Origin of the sequence: Erythrobacter sp. THAF29 (assembly GCF_009363635.1) — a bacterium.
Taxonomy (GTDB): domain Bacteria; phylum Pseudomonadota; class Alphaproteobacteria; order Sphingomonadales; family Sphingomonadaceae; genus Erythrobacter.
This window is the reverse complement of the sequence record NZ_CP045392.1, coordinates 1,330,117-1,346,165: the sequence shown is the minus strand read 5'-3', so window position 1 is coordinate 1,346,165 and position 16,049 is coordinate 1,330,117. Positions and strand designations below refer to the sequence as shown.

At 59.9% G+C, this 16,049-nt stretch carries 13 protein-coding genes; 7 read left to right on the top strand and 6 right to left on the bottom strand.

From position 1 onward, the window contains the following. Positions 1-21: 21 nt before the first annotated feature. The gene (locus FIU90_RS06535) at positions 22-2,241 is read right to left on the bottom strand and encodes a TonB-dependent receptor (protein ID WP_152434052.1); all 2,220 of its coding nucleotides are present in this window, start codon (positions 2,239-2,241) and stop codon (positions 22-24) included. A 287-nt stretch (positions 2,242-2,528) separates the two neighbouring features. Between FIU90_RS06535 and purS the strand changes: the two genes are divergently transcribed. Together purS and purQ are read left to right on the top strand one after the other, a co-directional pair. Next, complete coding sequence (gene purS, locus FIU90_RS06530; protein WP_152434051.1) at positions 2,529-2,780, top strand: phosphoribosylformylglycinamidine synthase subunit PurS; 252 nt, start codon at positions 2,529-2,531, stop codon at positions 2,778-2,780. Then, positions 2,780-3,484, top strand: coding sequence for a phosphoribosylformylglycinamidine synthase subunit PurQ (gene purQ / locus FIU90_RS06525; RefSeq protein ID WP_152434050.1), 705 nt, complete (start codon positions 2,780-2,782; stop codon positions 3,482-3,484). Before purS ends, purQ begins: the two co-directional genes overlap by 1 nt. Here purQ and FIU90_RS06520 read toward each other — a convergent pair whose 3' ends face one another. The 5 genes from FIU90_RS06520 to FIU90_RS06500 form a co-directional block, all read right to left on the bottom strand. Continuing rightward, positions 3,485-5,791, bottom strand: coding sequence for a bifunctional diguanylate cyclase/phosphodiesterase (locus FIU90_RS06520; RefSeq protein WP_234029655.1), 2,307 nt, complete (start codon positions 5,789-5,791; stop codon positions 3,485-3,487). 150 nt (positions 5,792-5,941) lie between these two features. Then, positions 5,942-6,361: a GFA family protein gene (locus FIU90_RS06515; protein WP_234029654.1), complete on the bottom strand. Its 420-nt coding sequence runs from the start codon at positions 6,359-6,361 to the stop codon at positions 5,942-5,944. Beyond that, positions 6,358-8,193, bottom strand: a complete 1,836-nt coding sequence (gene glmS, locus FIU90_RS06510; protein ID WP_152434049.1) for a glutamine--fructose-6-phosphate transaminase (isomerizing) — start codon at positions 8,191-8,193, stop codon at positions 6,358-6,360. Before glmS ends, FIU90_RS06515 begins: the two co-directional genes overlap by 4 nt. Positions 8,194-8,281: 88 nt before the next feature. Continuing rightward, positions 8,282-9,193, bottom strand: coding sequence for a DMT family transporter (locus tag FIU90_RS06505; RefSeq protein WP_152434048.1), 912 nt, complete (start codon positions 9,191-9,193; stop codon positions 8,282-8,284). An 82-nt stretch (positions 9,194-9,275) separates the two neighbouring features. Continuing rightward, complete coding sequence (locus FIU90_RS06500) at positions 9,276-10,676, bottom strand: hypothetical protein (protein WP_152434047.1); 1,401 nt, start codon at positions 10,674-10,676, stop codon at positions 9,276-9,278. A 208-nt stretch (positions 10,677-10,884) separates the two neighbouring features. Here FIU90_RS06500 and FIU90_RS06495 point away from each other — a divergent pair, with 208 nt between their 5' ends. The 5 genes from FIU90_RS06495 to pseG are packed head-to-tail and all read left to right on the top strand — an operon-like array spanning position 10,885 to position 16,048. Then, the gene (locus tag FIU90_RS06495; protein ID WP_152434046.1) at positions 10,885-12,174 is read left to right on the top strand and encodes a lipopolysaccharide biosynthesis protein; all 1,290 of its coding nucleotides are present in this window, start codon (positions 10,885-10,887) and stop codon (positions 12,172-12,174) included. After that, on the top strand, positions 12,164-13,174 hold the full coding sequence (gene pseB / locus FIU90_RS06490; RefSeq protein ID WP_152434045.1) for a UDP-N-acetylglucosamine 4,6-dehydratase (inverting): 1,011 nt from the start codon (positions 12,164-12,166) through the stop codon (positions 13,172-13,174). Before FIU90_RS06495 ends, pseB begins: the two co-directional genes overlap by 11 nt. Continuing rightward, entirely contained in the window at positions 13,174-14,343 is a 1,170-nt protein-coding gene (gene pseC, locus FIU90_RS06485; RefSeq protein WP_152434044.1) for a UDP-4-amino-4,6-dideoxy-N-acetyl-beta-L-altrosamine transaminase, read from the top strand. Before pseB ends, pseC begins: the two co-directional genes overlap by 1 nt. Beyond that, positions 14,340-15,032 carry a pseudaminic acid cytidylyltransferase gene (gene pseF, locus FIU90_RS06480; RefSeq protein ID WP_152434043.1) on the top strand — a complete coding sequence of 231 codons (693 nt, stop codon included), beginning with the start codon at positions 14,340-14,342 and terminating at the stop codon, positions 15,030-15,032. Before pseC ends, pseF begins: the two co-directional genes overlap by 4 nt. After that, positions 15,029-16,048 carry a UDP-2,4-diacetamido-2,4,6-trideoxy-beta-L-altropyranose hydrolase gene (gene pseG, locus FIU90_RS06475; RefSeq protein WP_172970200.1) on the top strand — a complete coding sequence of 340 codons (1,020 nt, stop codon included), beginning with the start codon at positions 15,029-15,031 and terminating at the stop codon, positions 16,046-16,048. The genes pseF and pseG overlap by 4 nt, the downstream gene beginning before the upstream one ends. The last annotated feature ends 1 nt before the right edge of the window (position 16,049 follow it).

Sequence of the window (16,049 nt, the reverse complement as noted above, 5' to 3'; positions counted from 1 at the left end):
TCCGGATCGCAGCGGTCGCGCTCAGTATTGGAAGCCGAGCGAAACGCCGATCACGCGCGGTTCGTTGACGAACGCGGTGTTGTTGTTGAAGTCGATCACGCCCTGGACGTTGTCCTCGTCGGTGATGTTGCGGGCGAAAACGGCGATTTCGTATTCCCCGTCATTTCCGCGATAGCCTACGCGCAGGCCGCCTTCGATGCGGCTGCCGGCATTGAATTCGGCGCTCTCGTAGAGAAGGAAGTTGGTCTCGCCGAGATATGTCCAGTCGGTAAAGACGAAAATCTCGTCGCGATCGCCCACCGGGTAGGTGTAGCTCACGGTGAGATCCCCGCTCCATTCCGGCGCGTTGGGGAAGGGGTTTCCGTCAACCAGCGCAAATCCACCCGCATTCAGCGGATCGAGCACGGTGCATTGTGCACAGACGCCTACCGCAAGGTTCGGATCGTTGATTTGCGTATCATTGAACGCGACGCCCAGCGTTACTTCGAGGTTCGGCGTGACCTGGAATGCACTGTCCAGCTCGAAACCGAATGCTTCGCCCTCATTTGCGTTGATCAGCTGGACAAGGTTGCCCGTGCCGCCGACGGCGGTGAACTGCGGATCGTCAACCGTGTAATAGAACACGGCGCCATTGAGGCGGATAGTCCGGTCGGCGAGTTCTGTCTTGAAGCCGGCCTCGTATGACATGATATTCTCCGACTGCGCAATAGAAGGCGGCGCGAAGAACGCTACGTCGCGGCCCTGGATCGTCGGCCCGCGGAATGCGTCGGCGACCTTGGCGTAAACGCTGGCATCATCCGAAAGGTCGAAGAACACGCTGACATCCCAGTCGATCTGGTCGTCCTGCACGCTTACCGGTTGCGGAGCGGCACCCGAGACGACGAAAAAGTTCTTCTCGTCATCCGTGTATCGCAGACCGCCGGTAAGGCGCACCGCATCGGTTAACTGGTAGCTGGCCTGGCCGAACAGCGCCCATGCCTCATTGGTGTGGTTAACCGTGACGGGCGGCGGGAAGGTGAAGCCGACGGTGGTCACGTCGAAATCGCTCTCGAAGTAGAATCCGCCGATCTGCCATGTCAGCGGGCCATCGGTATTCGATGCGAGGCGCACTTCTTGAGTGAACTGCCACAGGTCAATCGAATCCTGCGTATCGGCCGGAAACGGAATGACTCCCGGCCCCTGGAACGGCAGGAAAGCAGCGCCGAAACCGCCATCGATATCGCCTCGGCTGGAACCTTCGCTTTCGTAATAGCTCGTGATCGACGTGAACGATGCGCCGCCGAAGTCGTGGCTGATATTGAGCGTCGAGCCCCACTGCTGATACTGCGCCTCGTTGCCGCCACCCGCATCGTAGAACACGGTGTCGCGATCGTAATTCGCGTTAAGATCGTTATTGCCCGGGCCGAGGATGTTGGCACGGAAGAATGTCGAGCTGCCATCGAGGTCGCGGAACTGGACTTGCGCGAGAATGTCCGTGTCCGGCCCCGGGGTCAGCAGCAATTGGCCGCGGATCGCGAAATCGGTGTATCCGCCAAGCACATTTTCTTCATTGGTGAACCCGTTGTCGATCCAGTCGCTGCGGCGCTGAAGCTGCGTGGAGACACGGAAAGCGAGCGTATCGTCGACGATCCCGCCGCCGACCGCGCCATTGAGCGAAAGCGTACCATATTCGCCGAACGACATACCGACGCGCACGTCGGTTTCCTGGCTCGGCTTGATGGTGTCGATCTTGACGATCCCGGCCGGCGTATTGCGACCGAAAAGCGTGCCCTGCGGACCGCGAAGGACTTCGATCCGCTCGACATCGAAGATCGGGAAGCTCTTGAGCGTCACGTTTTCAAGGACAACATCGTCCATGATGACCGAAACCGGCTGCGATGCGGCAAGGTCGAAATCGGTGTTGCCGAGGCCGCGAATGTAGAAGCGCGGTGCAACGCGCCCGTTCGAGCTCTCGACATTGAGGCCCGGTGCAGAGCCCGCAAGCGCGGTCGTATCGGCTGCGGCCGCAAAAATGTTGTCGATCCGGCCCTGGTCAAGAATATCGGCCGAAACGGCCACATCCTGAAGGTTTTCCTCCCGGCGGTTGGCAGTGACGATGATGGAAGGCAGCTGGCCGTTGTCGGCTTCAGTTGCGGATTCCTGGTCCTGCGCGGCGGCAGGTGCAGCGAAGCCGATCGCAGCTGCGGTGAAAATGCTGGTGCTCGCAAGGAGGCTGCGAGCTGTGAAAATGCGTGCAGACATTCGAACGTACCTTGTTTTGACGCGTGAGAATTGGGGTTGCGCAGCAAAAAGCTGGCCCGCCCGTGGCAGAACGCAGTGATTCTTGCGAGTTCGCGCCTGCAATATCGCGCGTTTTGGCCGCGTTTTTGCCGCAGCACCGCTAGAATTGTTGCGGTTTGGCTACACAATGCCACGCGAGCACCACTGACCTCGCCTGCGGATAGGGATGAGAAGGGCGATTGCACCGCCCCGAAGGCACGCTATAGCGGGCGCCACAAGACCGAACCCGCAGCCTCCAGGAAACGTCCATGAAAGTCCGTATCCTCGTCCGCCTTAAGCCCGGCGTCCTCGATCCTCAGGGCCGTGCTGTCCACCATTCGCTTGAAGGCCTTGGCTTCGATGGGGTCGAAGACGTGCGCATCGGCCGGATGATCGAGATGGATGTGGCGGACGACACCACTGACGAGGCGCTCGACACGATGTGCCGCAAGCTGCTCGCGAACATGGTGATTGAAGACTACGCGATAGAGAAACTGGATGGCGCGAAGGAGCCCGCCTGATGGCTTTCCCGTCCAACAATTTTCGAGCCGGGGTGATTACATTTCCAGGCTCGAACTGCGATCGCGACATGGCCGTCGCGCTCGAAGCGGTGTCGGGTGAGCCAGCCATCCGAATCTGGCACGGCGATGCTGACCTGCCGGACGGCCTGGATTTCCTCGCCCTGCCCGGTGGTTTTTCTTACGGCGATTATCTTCGCTCAGGGGCGATGGCGGCGAAGAGCCCGATCATGCGCGCTGTCATTTCGGCGGCAGAGCGCGGCGTCCCGGTTCTGGGCGTGTGCAACGGCTTCCAGGTGCTCACCGAGAGCGGTCTCCTACCGGGGGCGTTGATGCGCAATGCGGGGCAGACCTTCGTTTGTCGTACCGTCCCGCTTACGGTTGAGAACACCGACTCGATCTTCACCCATGGATTTGAAGCCGGCGAAACGCTGCGCATCCCCGTTGCGCACCATGACGGCAACTATTTCGCCGACGATGAGACGCTCGACCGGCTCGAAGGAGATAACCGTGTGGCCTTCCGCTATGCCGAGAACTGCAATGGTTCGCGCCGTGATATCGCAGGCATACTCAGCGCCAATGGGCGCGTGCTTGGCATGATGCCGCACCCGGAGCGTGCGATCGAGCCTGCAGCCCACCCCTCGATGGGCGGTGCGGACGGCAGGCGCCTGTTCGAAAACGTCCTGAACGCGCTGGTAAACGCCTGATTATCCAGCCTTGCGCTGAGCGTTGTCAGATTTGAAGAGCCTGCGCGCCTCATCGTTCGACATCGGGCGTCCGAAGTAGAACCCCTGGATCTTGTCGCAGCCAAGATTGCGAATGAGCTCGGCTTCCTCGGGCGTTTCCACACCCTCGGCAGTCGTCGTCATGTGCATGCTCTGTGCCATCGCGACCACGGCGTTGATGATCGCAAGGCTTTCATTGGCGCCTTGGGCAGCGCCCTGAACGAAAGTCCGGTCCACCTTGATCGTAGAGAACCGCAGTTTACGCAGGTATCCGAGCGAGGAATAGCCGGTCCCGAAATCGTCCAGCGCGACCGAACAGCCCAGCGCCATGATTTGTTCGAGTGCGTTGCGCGCCGTCATAGCATCGCGAACGAAGATGCTTTCCGTCACCTCTACCTCTAGCCGCTCGGGTCGCAATCCGCTAGCGGCGAGCGCATCGACAACCTCTCGGCTGAATTCCGGCTCGAGCAGCTGTTCAGGCGACACGTTGACGTTGACCTTCACGTGGTCGGGCCAGGAGCGCGCTTCCATGCAAGCCTGGCTCAGCACCCACCTGCCGATCGGGACGATCAGGCGCGTGTCTTCTGCGAGCGGGATGAACTTGCCAGGGCTGACGAAGCCATGTTCGGGGCTGTTCCAGCGCACCAGCGCTTCGAAGCTTACAATCTGCTCGCTGCGCGCATCGACCACCGGCTGGTAGTGCAGCACAAATTCGTCGGCGAGCACCGCTTTGCGAAGCGACACTTCGAGCTGGCGGCGTTCCTCTGCCGAGGCATGCAACTCAGGCTTGAACTTGAAGTGTTCGCCGCCGCCTACGTCTTTCGCACGATAGAGCGCGAGGTCGGCATTGCGCATGAGTTCTTCGACCGTTGTGCCATCCCTCGGCCCGATTGCCGAACCGACGCTGGCGCCAACATAAAGCGTGTGTTGCTCGACCTCGTAGGGTTCGGAGAGCGCAGCGATGACCTTGCGCGCGGTTTCGTCGATCCGATCGGGATCGCTTGCATCGCGAATGACAATCGCGAACTCATCGCCGCCGAGCCGTCCGCAAAGCTGGCCATCGCCAACAATCGCCTGGAGGCGCGACGAGACCTGTGCGAGCAGCTTGTCGCCGGTCATGTGGCCGAGCGAATCGTTGACAGCCTTGAACCGGTCGAGATCGACCATGAGCAATGCGCAGCGCGTGCGCCACTGCGCGGCGTAGCGTAAAGCCTCGCCCAGCGCTTCGTTGAGCTGGAGCCTGTTGGGCAGTGATGTAAGCGTGTCGTAGCGTGCGAGATAGGCGATCTTTTCGCTGGACTCGCGCTGCTCGGTCACGTCCGACCCGACTCCGCGGAAACCGATGAACCGGCCACGCTCGTCGCGCATCGGCGTGCCCGAAAGCTCCCACCAGCGCTCCTCCCCCTTGATCGAAACGTGGACGAGCAGGTTTGAAAAATTTTCGCGATTTTTGAGTCGTTCGGCCAGTTCGCGAAGGCTGGGCGCGTAACGTTCGGGGGGGCAATCCTTAGTCGCTATCAGTTCGAGAAGCGGCTTCCCTTCGACGTCTTTCTGCTTGCTACCGAGCGCAAAGGCAAAACGGGGGCTGACGGAACGCAGGCGGCGCGTGGTATCCACCTCCCAAAGCCAATCCGCCTCGTTTTCCTCGAATTCGCGGAGGAGAAGCGAGACGACCTCTTCCTTCTCGGCAAGGTTTTCCTCTGCAATCCGTGCAAGCAGGAAGGTTCGGCCGGACTCGATCGCCCCACCCAGCGCGCCGAATGCGAAAAGGCCAACGGCAATTGCCGCTCCCCATTGGCCCGACAAATAGAGATGGGTTACCGATGCCGAACTGACGATCAGGATGAATGCCGAAATGCTCGCAGGCGCCGCCGAATAGAAGAAGACCGAACCCGCCATCAGCGTCATGACGATGAGCAAAAGCGCCATCATCTCCATGATTCCACCGCTGGGTGCGAAAAAGATGCAGGGCACGGTCCAAAGCATCCCAGAAACGACCGATGTGAGCGTCTGGCGATAGAATTCCCAAGGCGTGACGGTCCTGCGGTCGGCCAGGGCGAGCGACCTGTCGAACAATGTGCCGCGCAGGTTGATCAAAGCGAGCGCCGCGATCCAGCCGACGATCCAGCCGACGTGGACGGTGTCGATGTAGAGGTAGGCGACGAGCGCTGCCATCACAGTGTGGGCGATCACCCGCCGATGCGTCTGATGGGGGAGCGCAGAGAACTGCAGGCCGCGCAGCCGCGTCCACTCTCCGCCGCCCCAGCCCTTGAGGCCAAGGACTGCCAACGCCGATAGTTTCGAATTTGCCCGCGAAGGGGGAGAAGAATTAACCTGATCGCTCACGATCACGCGAATTAACCCGCAAAGGTTATGGCGCGGTAAAATCGCGGGCCATTTCAGGCGGAATTTTCGAAGTGTCCCAGAAGTTGGTTAATTTCAGGTTTTCAGCGGCTTATCACGCCCGGCAAAACCCTCGCTTGATGCCGATTCCTCCCAGTTTCGGCCATCGAAGTCGGTGATGATCGGCTTTAACGAATGGGGTGTATCGAGACACGCGAGATGGACGCTCCATGCCTCCGGGTGGGAGCGTGGCTGGTAGAAGCTCTTGATCCCGCAGGTCATGCAGAAAAGATGCTCGGCCTCCCGGCTACCAAAGCGATAGGAAACAAGGTTGTCTGCTCCGCTCAGGAGCGTGAACCGCTCATGCGGGATGAAGAGGTGGAGATAACCGGTCGCGCTGCAGATCGAGCAATTGCAGCGAAGCATTTGCGGTTCGGGTTCGGAAAGCGCCTCAAACCGCACCGCGCCGCAATGGCATCCACCGGTGACTTTGGCCAGATCGCCGTCGTCGCTCACTCGACGGTCACCGATTTCGCGAGGTTGCGCGGCTGGTCGACATCCGTCCCTTTCACCACCGCGACGTGATAGGCGAGGAGCTGGACCGGGATTGCATAGACCAGCGGCGCAATAAGCGGGTGGACCTTGGGCATTTCGATCGTTGCGATGCAGCCCTCGCCCGCGTGATCGATCCCATCGGAATCGGATATGAGAACGATCTGACCGCCACGCGCGCGGACCTCTTCCATATTTGAGACGGTCTTTTCGAAAAGCGGTCCTGATGGCGCAATAACCACCACCGGGACATCGTCGTCAATCAACGCGATGGGGCCGTGCTTCATCTCGCCGCTGGCATAGCCTTCGGCATGGATGTAACTGATTTCCTTGAGTTTCAGCGCGCCTTCGAGCGCCAGCGGATAGTCCTGCCCGCGTCCGAGATAGAGCACATCGCGCGCAGGGGCGATCAGGTGCGCCATCGCTGCGATATCATCATCATGGTCGAGCGCAGCGTTGAGGCAAGCGGGCGCTTCGAGCAGGTGTTCAACGACCCCGATTTCTTCCTCACGGCTCATCAGGCCCTTCTTCACCGCCATGTGCGCAGCAAGGGCGGCGAGCACGGCGAGCTGGCAGGTGAAAGCCTTGGTCGAAGCGACACCGATTTCCGGCCCCGCATGGGTCGGGAGAAGCAGGTCGGCCTCGCGGGCCATGGTGCTGGTCGGCACGTTCACGACCACGCCGATGGTTTGGCCATTCTCTTTGCAGTGGCGCAGCGCTGCGAGAGTGTCCGCAGTCTCGCCGCTCTGCGAGATGAAAAGTGCGAGACCGCCCTCCTCGAGCACTGGCTCGCGGTAGCGGAATTCCGAGGCCACATCGATGTCGACCGGGACCCGTGCGAATTGTTCGAACCAGTACTTTGCAACCATCCCGGCGTAGTACGAAGTGCCGCAGGCGACGATCGTCAGGCGGCGGACGGAGGAAATGTCGAAATCGAACTGAGGTAATGCGACCGAGTTATTGTCGCGGCGAAGGTATGATCCGAGCGTCTGCGCGACCACGGTTGGCTGCTCGAAGATCTCCTTTTGCATGAAGTGGCGATAATTGCCCTTCTCGGTCGCCGCTGCCGATGCACCCGAAGTGCGGATTTCCCTTTCGACCTCATTGCCATCGGCATCGTAAATCGTCGCACTGTCGCGAGTGATGACCGCCCAATCGCCTTCCTCCAGGTAGGAGATTCGCTGCGTCAGCGGGGCAAGCGCAAGCGCATCCGAACCGAGATACATTTCCGCATTCTCGCCTTCAGGCCCGTACCCGACCACCAGCGGCGAACCGAGCCGTGCGCCGATGAGGAGCTCGGGATGTTGGCGAAACGCGATTGCAAGGGAGAACGCACCGCGCAGACGCGGAAGCACGTTGCGCACAGCCTCGACCGGGCCTTCGCCTTCTTCGACCCGGCGAGAGATCAAGTGGGCGATGACTTCGCTGTCCGTCTCGCTGTCGAAGGTTCGACCGGCCTCGCGCAGCTCGGCGCGCAGCTCCTTGAAATTCTCGATGATCCCGTTGTGGACAATCGCGACTTCGCCGGTTGCGTGAGGGTGAGCGTTTTCCGCCGTGGGCGCACCATGGGTAGCCCAGCGCGTGTGTGCGATACCCACAGTGCCGGGCGCGTCCTGTTCTTTCAGGACATCCACGAGATTGCCGAGCTTGCCCTCGGCCCGGCGACGCACGAGCTTGCCGTCGTAGAGCGTACAGATCCCGGCGCTGTCATAGCCGCGATATTCCATCCGCTTCAGACCGTCGACCAGACGGTCGGCCACCTCTTCGCTGCCAACGATACCGATTATGCCGCACATGCTTGCTTGGTCCCCTTCGATGCGCGCCCTGGGCGCCTGCCACCGCCTTAGTCCTCGCGGGTGAACAGAGGCTTGCGGCTCTTAGCCTTCAAGATGCTTTCGGTACAACCTGCCTTTGCGCGGCGCGCAGCCCGTCCCGCCAGAGGTAGAGACCGGCAGCGATGATCAGCCCGGCGCCTCCGAGCGTGAAAAGGTCAGGACGATCGCCAAATATCCACCAGCCGAGCGCGATAGCGACCAGCATCTGGACATAGATTGCAGGGGCGACTTGCGCTGCGCCAGCTTTGGCCGTGCCGATGTAAGCGAGCCAATGTGCGCTGCTGGCCGTAAAAGCAACGATTGCGCAGCGCAGCACCACATCCCAGCTTGGCCAGCCGAAATCGAGCGCTGGGATGCCCGAAAGCTTGATGCCAAGTGCAAGGACGATCAGGATCGGCGCGCAGATGCCGGCGATGAATACCTGCATCGAAAGCGCACTGCCTTCCCCGGCGCTTGCACGGTTGGCGATCATCATCAGAGCGAAAAAGACGGCCGAATTGAGCGGCAACAGCGCCGCCCAGCCTAGCTCGGCGAGGTTCGGTCGCAAGATGATCCCCACCCCGATCAGGGCTACTATCGACACGCCCCAGACCGCCGGACGGACCTTTTCACCCAGCAGCGGCCCCGCCAGCAACTGCGTGAGCACGGGGGCGAGAAATCCGATCGACATCGCATCGGCCAGCGGCATCAGGTAAATCGCCGAGAAGAAGCTGACCGAGGCAATGGCGAGGCATATTCCCCTCGCGATTTGCAGCCAAGGATTTCGCGGTTTGAAGGCGCTCGCGCCCTCGCTTCTCCAAAGCATGACGGAGAGCGCCAACGCACCGATGGTAAAGCGCAGCGCGGCAACGGCATAGGGAGGCCAGTCTTCGGCCATGCTCTTCACAACCGCATCACCGACCGAAAGGATCGCGAAGCCCGTGATGGCATAAGCAAGTCCGGTGCGCTCTTCGCTCGTCATGCGCGCCCTGTATGCGCAGGGACGTCGCGAGGGAAGAGCGGAAAAGGAAAGCTGGACCGCTTTTCAGCGGCAAATTGCCGGTTCAGGCTGCGCGGGTCTCCGAGCGCCCGTTATCCTCACCAGGCCGGTGGGCGCCGCATCCAGGACGAATGTGGCGCACCAAGACGCCGGCCGCTTCTTTTTGAAGGGCATCGATATCCGTACCGTAAGACGCATCGTAGCTCTGCATCACACCGTGCCATCCCGGCGTCTGGTAAAAGGCTTTCAAGCGGTCGTAGATGTCTTCGCTCCACCACGGCATGGCGTGCACCAGCCGGCTTGCGACAAAGCCATTGGCGTCGAAGTGGATGCCGTCGAGGCTGGAGAGATAGGCAACCGGACGGCCGCCGCTCAGCACGTTCATGGCGACACCGCTATTGCCGCAAATGACCAGATCGCACTCGGCAATTTCATCGTCCAGCGGATTGCCGATCGTCAGTTCGACATTGTCATCGTCGAGATCGAGCCCCGAAAAATCGGTTTTGAGCAGCAGGACCGGATGCTGGCGAATGAGAATTTTGGCTTCGGGAAGGTCCACGCGGATCGTGGCGATGAGGCTGCGAAGGACGTCGACTTTCGTACCCGAGGTAAGGAATATTCCAACCGTAGCGACCGTATCCTTCCACCGCATTGGCTGCGATTTCCCGGGCTGGCCGATATAGGTGACTTCGGCGGTGCAGGCGCTGCGATCCTCGTAAGTGTTTTTGCTCTTCTCGCCATAGAAAAGCGCGCAATCGGCGTAGACGGGCGGTACGACCGTGCCGTTCGCCGGAACCGGAGCATGGTTGGAGTAGATTACGCGCCGCCCCATCCTGTGAGCTGCGGCGGCCATGCCGACTGCTTCCGGACTGTAATTGCTGGCGACGATAGCGGCGTTGATCGCCTTTCGCTCTGCGAGCAGCCATGAAAACCGCATGTAGAATGCCAGCGCGCTTGCAATACGGGCAGACGGCATGAAGCTGTGCTTACGCACGAGAATGCGCAGGAAAGGCCAGATGCGCCTTGCGGAAAGCAGCATACGCAATGCTACCTTTATTTGCCTGGCTGAAAAGATGTGCTTGCGCTCGACGGTCAGGCGCAGAACCGGGACCCCGGGAATGAGCGCCGTCACCCGCGCAACGGTTCTGTGTTCGTTGTCAAAGTTCGAAATCGCCACGGCTTCCGCATCTTCTTGACCCCAAGGCCCGATCGATATCGCGCATTTGACCATGTAAAGGAGCAGCACGAGCGGCTGGAAAAACCGTGTCCCGGCTTGCGCATAAAGCCTGTCAACGATGCGGTAGACCGCGTTCTTTTTCTTGATTTCCTCATAGACGGCGGCACGTCCCGCAGACGTTTCCATGTGGCCCACCACACCGATTGCCGTGGCCAGATCATAGCGGTCGCGGGTCCGCACGCTGACCGGTTCGGCGGCATGGTTACGGTCAGAATCAGTATCCGCCATCTCTGGCGCACGAGCGAAGGCCCCGCTCGATTTAACGGCATTGAAAGCCACTCTGCTCTACCTCGCGACTGTCATCATCAAGACGCCTGAAAGGAATGCCCGATCAGGATTAGCCGCGGTTATCGCAGGCAATCGTTAACAATTTCGGTTTACAGAATATCAAGCACCGGCTGCGGCAAGTGCGTGGGGCAATAAACAAGAGTGCTTGATGATCCGGAAAGCAATTACTTCAAAAGCGAAGACATTTCTGGCCGTCCAGTCATTGTTTTATGGCTTTGCCAACAGCATCGAAGCGCTTGTGCCCTTTCTGCTGGCGCCGATCCTGACACGAATGCTCGACCCCACGGGATATGGCATCTGGGTGCTGTTCATCACCTACGCCACGTTCTTGCGCCCCATTGTCGGCCTGACGACGCAGGATGCGATCCGGATGCGCTTTTACGATTTCGACCAGAAGCAGCTTGATCAGTTTACCCATACCGCGCTTTTCGTGATGCTGGCGCTGGCGATCTTCGTATCGACAATCGCGCTGGTCTTTGGCGAACTACTGGCAACCGCAACGAAATTTCCGGAAGGCTGGCTCGTCAGCATCGTCATTGCTGCCTTCTTGTACGAGGTGTTCTACACCGTCCTCGCGCTCCAGCAGTTCCACAACCGGAGGATGGCGTTCCTCGGCACGCAAGTGATCCAGGCTGTCCTGAGCATGATTTTCATCGTCGTCTTCCTTTCGGCGGGCTGGGATTGGCGCGGTGTCGTGCTCGGTCGCATGCTCAGCATGGCCATCGCGACAGCGTTCTCACTTCGCTCGCTTGGCTTCAGTTTCCGCGGCTTGATCAAGGTGCCGGAGCGCTCGTTCTACCGGAACATCGCATTCTTCGGGATCAAGTACTGGCCCGCCGGAGCAGTGGTGATGGCCATGGCCACCGCCGACAAGGTCATTGCCGCACACTATCTCGGCGTCGAGGCGAGCGCGATGTATGGCGTCGCCGCCCTGTTCGCCTCGGCATTCTGGATCGTCAATTACAGCTTCGTGATGGCTTGGACGCCGTGGCTGTTCCGCAAGCTCAAGAATGTGGCGAGCGAAGGCCTAAACGAAGTCGCCTCGGTTTCGGCGCTGTACTTTGCGCTCGCCGCAGTCGCCGCGATCGCATTCTATTTCTTCGCCGTGATCGTCGCACCCGTCCTTCTCGGCGAGGCGTTCCACAGCGCGATCCCACTGCTGCAATATGTCATGATCGCGATCGTCCTACAGGGCTACTTCATGCACAACATGAAATTCCTGCATTACGAAAAACGCATCGAGACGATGTCCATTCTGAGCGTGCTGACAATCGCGCTCAACATCCTGCTCAGCATCCTGTGGGCCCAGACTATGGAAATTCGGGGTATCATGCTCGCCACGGCGGTTTCTTTCGGTGCGGCATTCATTATTAGCGGGGTGCTGGTCGTGGCCCGCTACATGAATCTTGGAAAGGGAGCGAAATCCGTTGCTGGATAACAAAAGCATTCTTGTAACCGGTGGGACGGGTTCGTTCGGACGTGCATTCGTCCGCACCGTCCTCGAAAGATATCCGGGCGTACGCCGGCTCGTCATCTACTCCCGCGACGAGCTTAAGCAATACGAGATGAGCCAGGAGTTTTCGACGCAGCAATACCCTGCCCTGCGCTATTTCATTGGCGATATTCGCGATCGGGACCGGCTTCGCCGCGCACTCGAAGGGATCGACATCGTCGTCCACGCCGCTGCGCTGAAACAGGTGCCGGCGGCCGAATACAACCCGTTCGAATGCATCAAGACCAATGTTCTTGGCGCACAGAACGTGATCGAATCCTGCTTCGACAGCGATGTTTCGGATGTCGTGGCGCTTTCAACCGACAAGGCGGCCGCTCCGATCAACCTTTATGGCGCGACCAAGCTGTGCTCGGACAAGATCTTTACCGCCGCCAATAACGTCAAGGGCGCCCGTGATCTGCGCCTTTCGGTCGTGCGATACGGCAACGTGATCGGTAGCCGCGGCTCGGTCGTCCCGTTTTTCCTCGCGCAACGCGAAACAGGGGTAATCCCGATCACCGATCCGACGATGACGCGTTTCAACATCTCTCTTGCAGAAGGCGTGGAGATGGTTCTCTGGGCGCTCGAGAATGCGCATGGCGGCGAAATCTTCGTTCCGAAAATCCCGAGCTACCGGATTACCGACGTCGCCGAAGCCATCGCGCCAGAATGCGAGATCAAGATGGTCGGCATTCGCCCCGGCGAGAAAATCCACGAGGAAATGATTACCACGAGCGACAGCCTCAACACCGTCGATCTCGGGCCGTACTATGCGATCCTGCCGAGCACGACGGATCACCTGACCGAAGATTACCTCGAAAAGCGCGGCGGAACCCGCGTGGAACCAGGTTTCTCGTACAACAGCGGCACCAACCCCGATTTTCTCTCGGTCGAGCAGCTGCGCGAGCTCATCCGCAAGCATGTCGATCCGACGCATGCGGTGTGATGAAACGGTTAATCCCCTACGGTAGGCAATCGATAACCGAGGCTGACATCGCCGCGGTCGTCGATGTCCTGAAATCGGATTTCCTGACGCAAGGGCCAGTTGTTCCCGCTTTCGAAGAGGCAGTGGCGAAGCAATGCGGCGCCGCTTTCGGCGTCGCGGCAAACAGCGCGACCAGCGCGCTTCACATAGCCTGCATGGCTCTGGGCGTTGGCCCGGGTGATTGCGTGTGGACCAGCCCGCTAACCTTCGTCGCCAGTTCGAACGCGGCGCTCTATTGCGGTGCTGAAGTGGATTTCGTCGACGTCGATCCGCGCACCTACAACATGTGCCCGGTTAAATTGGCCGAAAAGCTGGACGAGGCTGCAGCGCGAGGTGCGCTCCCCAAGGTCATCATCCCTGTTCATCTGACGGGGCAATCGTGCGACATGGCAGCGATACAGGAGGCTGCATCGCGCCACGGCGTGAAAATCATTGAGGACGCATCGCATGCCATCGGCGCGAGCTATCGCGGCGAACCTGTCGGCGATTGTCGATACAGCGATGTTGCGGTTTTCAGCTTTCACCCGGTCAAGATCGTGACGACAGGCGAAGGTGGCATAGCGATGACCAACGACGCCGATCTTGCCGAGAAGATGAACCTGTATCGCAGCCACGGCATTACTCGCGATCCCGATCTCATGCAGATCGCAGATGCTGGCGCTTGGTACTACGAACAACACCATCTCGGCTTCAACTACCGAATGACGGACATCAATGCGGCATTGGGGCTGAGCCAGCTGGACAGGCTCAAGCAGTTCATCGAGCGCAGACGCGAGATCGCCAGCGTGTATGACCGTGCTTTTGCAGACCTTCCGATCACAACGCCGTGGCAACATCCAGACGCTGCCTCCGCATGGCACCTCTACGTCATCCGGGTTGATCAAGACCGCGCGAAGAAAAGCCATCGCGCGGTGTTCGACGAGCTGCGCGAAGCGGGGATCCTCGTGAATCTCCACTACATCCCCGTCTACCTCCAGCCTTACTATCGCGACCTCGGCTTTAAGCCTGGGCTCTGCCCCAACGCTGAGAGCTACTATGACGAAGCGATCAGCATACCTATGTATCCGGCGATGACCGATGAACAGCAGGAGCAGGTTATCGCATCTATCATCAGGGCCGTGGCCGGATGAATATCGCCATCATCCCTGCACGTGGCGGCAGCAAGCGCATTCCGCGCAAGAACATCCGGAAGTTTTGCGGACGCCCGATGATCGGGTGGCCGATTGCGGCTGCGGCTGATTCAGGCCTGTTCAACCACATCATCGTCTCAACCGACGATCAGGAAATCGCCGAAGTTGCCCGGCGAGCGGGAGCGGAGGTGCCCTTCCTGCGTCCGGCGAAATTGGCTGACGATCATGCGGGAACGACAGACGTGGTGAACCACGCGCTGAACTGGGCCTTTGACATCGGGTGGCAAGTCGACGCAGCCTGCTGCATCTATGCAACCGCTGCTTTCGTTCTCTCCGACGATCTCATCGCAGCGCGTGAATTGCTCTCGCGCGATTGCGACTTTGCCTTTCCTGCGGTGCGCTACGGCCATCCGCCGCAGAGGGGATTTGTGGCGGCCAAGGACGGCAGCCCCGAATTCATCCAGCCCGAGCACCGGGCAACGAGAACACAGGACCTGCCGTCAGTCTACCACGATTCCGGCCAATTCTATTGGGGTACCAGTGCGGCTTGGCTGGAGAAGCGCCCATTCTTCGGTCCACGCACGCGCTTCCTGGAGTTACCCGAATGGCGCGCCCGGGACATCGATCGGCCAGAAGACTGGACGATGGCCGAAAAGCTGTTTGCCGTCACGCGAGAGAGCGACCAGTGAAAGCCCTGATCAGGTGCGACGCCACTGCGGAGATCGGTTCTGGACACCTCAGCCGCTGCATCGCGCTGGCCGAGGCATTGCAGCTTTTTTCGGTACGTTGCTCGTTTGCGGGACAATTCGATGGCGCTGCATTTGGGCAAATCGACCTTGCCGGCTTCGAATGCGTCCGGCTCTCCGAACCGGTGAACAGCAGATCGGCGGAGCAAGAGCTCGCCAGTATCGTCGCCTTGCATGCCGCCGACTTCATAGTCATCGACAGCTATCGCGCTGACGACCGCTACCTGTCCGACCTCAAATCGCAGGGTCAAAGCGCCGTGGTGATCGACGATTTCCGCAAGCTCAAAATCTACGACTGCGATGTCATTCTGAATTTCACCTGGGAAGCACCGACCTTGGACTACCCGCAGGGCCCGGCACTTTTGCTCGGACCTGACTACCTGTTGGTCCGGCGCAAGCTGGTCGATGCACGGGCCGAAAGCCTTGCACGGCGACGCGAGGGTCCGATCCAAAACCTGCTGGTCGCCATAGGTGGCTCCGACCCGAAGGGCATAACCGGGCGCATCGTCCGCCTCATCGACGAGTTGAACACGGAAGCTTGCGTTCGCGCCATTGCGCAACCCGATGACGCACTTGAGGAAGCGCTTTCGAGGTTCGCCCCGGGAAGCGGCATCGTCCCGCGCCAGCCCGACCTTTCCGAACAGTTTCAATGGGCCGATGCAGCCATCACGGGCGGCGGGCTGATCAAATACGAATGCGCATATATGGGCATTCCAGCAGCCTCCATCGCCCAGAACGAAGGGCAGGACGGCGAAACCAAGGTGTTCTCGCGTGCAGGGCTTGTCTTCGATCTGGGTCTCGCCGATTGCACCAGTGACAAAGCCTTGGCAGGCACAATGAACAGTTTCATCGAAAACACGGGACTGCGCGCCAAACTCGCCGAGCGAATGCGCGAAACCTTCATTTCCGACCCGACCGTGCATGCAGCGCGCAAGATCCTGGAGGCAATAAGACTCTGAT